General features: G+C 65.1%; 3 protein-coding genes. All 3 read right to left on the bottom strand.

Going from position 1 to position 3,214, the window contains the following annotated elements; translation table 11 throughout:
• Positions 1-891: branched-chain amino acid ABC transporter permease (locus tag ACLP25_RS30090; RefSeq protein ID WP_442472760.1), on the bottom strand; the 891-nt coding region annotated here is incomplete at its 3' end.
• A complete protein-coding gene (locus ACLP25_RS30095) occupies positions 891-1,763 on the bottom strand; it encodes a branched-chain amino acid ABC transporter permease (RefSeq protein ID WP_442472761.1) in 873 nt (290 codons plus the stop codon). The genes ACLP25_RS30090 and ACLP25_RS30095, both read right to left, overlap by 1 nt.
• A 220-nt stretch (positions 1,764-1,983) precedes the next feature.
• Entirely contained in the window at positions 1,984-3,123 is a 1,140-nt protein-coding gene (locus ACLP25_RS30100; protein ID WP_442472762.1) for an acyl-CoA dehydrogenase family protein, read from the bottom strand.
• Positions 3,124-3,214 lie beyond the last annotated feature (91 nt).

Genomic DNA, 3,214 nt, shown 5'->3' on the forward strand with positions numbered 1-3,214 from the left:
GTCCTGTCCCAGGACAAAAAGGAGAGCGCCGAGGGGCGGCCCGGCGAGCGTGCCCACGCCCCCGATCAGCGTCGCGACGAGCGCGTTTCCGCCGGCCGAAAAGTCGAGCAGTTCGGGCGAGGCGAACGCGGTGTAGAAGCCCGAGAGAAGGCCCGCGGTCGCGGCGATGAAACCGGAAATCGTGAAGGCGATAATGCGGGGGGTCGTGGTGTCGAACCCTGAAAAGCTCATGCGCTCTTCATTCGCCTTTACCGCGCGCAGGACCTCGCCGAAGCGGGATCGTGCAACCGCCCAGACCATCGCGATCGCTCCCCAGAAGGCGATCCAGCAGATCGGCCAGAACGTCGCGGGCCGCGACATGTCCGATTGCGTCAGCCCGAATAGCGTCCCCTCGTAGCTGATCGCCAACCCATCGTCCCCTCCGGTCCATGGGCGGACCTCTGTGATCAGAACGACCGAGTGGAGCAGTTGGGCCAGGGCGAGAGTCAGCATCGCGAACGGCAGCGGACGGGCCCGGACGATCAGCGCGCCGATCCATGCGAAGACGATCGTGCACGTCACAAGCGTGAGAGCGGCGGCGGCCAGCGCGTTCAGACCGAGCGAGGTGACCGCGATGGCGTAGACATAGGTCGAGGCGCCCGTCAGGGCCGAGACGCCGAACATCATCAGCCCGCATTGCCGGGCAAGAAAGCCGATCGAGACCGCCGACAGGCTGAGGATCATCGCGTTGATGAAAAGGCCGAGCCAGTAGGCGCTCGTGACGACAGTGGGCGCGAAGGCGCCGAGCGCTACCACGGCCAAGGCCAGCGCAGCTCGAGCAGCCCCCTCGGCGCCGCGTATCCCGGTCCAGGAACAACGCCTGTCGACCGCCACGCCGGCGAGGTGGCCCATCAGTCGACCCTCCCGTGGCCGAAGCCTTGCGGCCGCCACAGCAGGACGAACGCCAGCAGCAGATAGGGCGCCGTCACCGAAACCACCGGCGAAACGAGAGAGCCGATAACCTCGATGAATCCGTAGACGAGCGCCGCGGCGATCGCCCCGCCGATGCTACCGAGGCCGCACACGACGACGACGATCAGGCAACTGATCAGCGTGTTCGCACCAAGGGCCGGATCGATCGACAGATACGGTCCGGCAAGAACGCCCACGAAGCCCGCGTACGCCGTTCCGAGGCAAACGACGAGGAGGCCGAGCCTATCCGTATCGACGCCGAGCATCCGCGCGACCTCGGGGCTGCGGCTGACCGCCCGGACATGAAGCCCAACGCGCGTGAACCGAAGCCAGCCCGCAAGAGCAAGGCAGGCCACGAATCCGACGGCGATCAGAAACAACCGGTAGGTCGGATAGGGGCGCCCGAGAAGGTCGATCGAACCGGCCAGCACCGGGGGCGCCGGGATCGCGACGGGGTTCGCGCCCCAGATCTTGATGACAAGCTGGCTGAGGATCAGCGCTAAACCGAAGGTCAGCAAGGCGACCTCCATGCGCGCGCGGCGTCTGAGCGGCCTCACCGCGCCGTATTCGAGCGCAGCACCTAGCAGCGCCAGAAGCATGGGAACGATCACCAGCGCCGCCCAGAAGTTCAGGCGGGCGGATACGGAATAGCCGAGATAGGCGCCGAGCATGAACAGGGCGCCGTGGGCGAAATTCATCACGTCGCGAAGGCCGAAGACGAGGGCCAGGCCGGTCGCGAGCAAGGTCAGAAGAGAAGCCAGGGCCAGCGCGTTGGCCAGTTGCGCGATATTGAAGATCTGGTCGAGCGCCATGCTCAGAACCAGCCCCCTATGCGCGCTCGCGCGGACGCGCCATCGCTGGGCCGGCGCATGCTTCCCTCCCTCGCGACCGCTCTCGATCAGAACGTCGCAGATTTATTCTCAACCCCGCGACCGCCGCTCAAATCGAGGCGTCGACGATAATGATACGCAAGCGTACGATTCCTGTCAATGCGAAGTCGGCGGATCTATGCGAAGTCGGCGGACGTCCGATTCAGTTGAGCTCCTTTGGCGAATAACCGAGGATGTCGCGCGCGATGATCAGGCGCTGCACCTCGCCTGTCCCTTCGTAGATGTCGAAGATCCGGGCGTCGCGGAACGCCTTCTCGACCGGGTGGACGTCGGACAGCCCGCAGGCGCCGAGCACGTCGATGCATGTCTGGGTCACGCGACGTGCAAGACTTCCGCCCATGGCCTTGGCCATCGAGGATTCGATCTTTCCAGGGCCTTCGTTCTGTTCGATCCACTTCGCCTGCATTACGGTCACCCAGGTGGCTTCCCATTCCGCCTCGAGACTCATGAGGCGGTCGGCCGCGGCGCACGTCTCCGACGGCCCCTTGTCGTAGTCCGGCGCGATTCCAATCTCCGCGAGGCGTTCCCAGGTGAAGTCGAGCGCCGCGCGAGAGACGCCCAGCGCATAGGCCGCGACGACGGGTCGGGATTCGCTGAATGACCGAAGCATAGACTTCAGGTCGCCGTCGATATGGTTGAAGGCCGGGACGCGGCAGCCCGAGAACGCGAGCGGTGCGGTGTCCTCGAATCGAATGCCCATCTTGCGGAATTGCCGCCCGACGGTGAATCCGGGCGTTCCCTTTTCGACCATGAAAGCCGAAAGGCCCCTTCGTTCTGGGTGAACAAGGCGGGCCAGCACGAGGACGGCGTCGCAGCTCTCCGCGTAGGTAATGAAGGTCTTCTCCCCCTCGATCACCCATTCGCCGGACACGACGTCCCAGGTCGCAGTCGTTCGGGTCGAAGCCGGGTCTGATCCTCCAGCGGGCTCCGTCAATCCGATCGCGATCGTTCGATCCCGCCAGCGTGAATATTGCTCCGGCGTGCCTGCGATCCTCAGCGCGGTGTTGCCGAGCGAATAACGGGACTCGCGCAAGGGGACGCCTCCGCGCCAGTCTTCGAGATAGAGAAGCGCATGAACGATCTTCGAGCCGCTGGTCTCGGGCGCGAGGGAGGCGAGCATCGCCCGCGTGTCCGGCCGCCCTTGGGCTTCCGGAAAGGACGGAGGCAACAACCTGTCCTCGTCATGCTCGAAATCGCGCGCATATATCGAGGCGAGATCGGCTTGCGCCCTGGCCTCCTCGAGAATGGCGGCGTCGGCGTCGGTAAGCGCGAAACTGATCATCGTCCCCTCCTCACACCCCGACAAGACCGTCGAGCACCGAGAGGGACCGCGCGTTCCGGTACCACATCTCGAGCGGATAATCGCGAACGAA

It is taken from the genome of Roseiarcus sp. (assembly GCF_052145395.1).
Classification (GTDB): domain Bacteria; phylum Pseudomonadota; class Alphaproteobacteria; order Rhizobiales; family Beijerinckiaceae; genus Roseiarcus.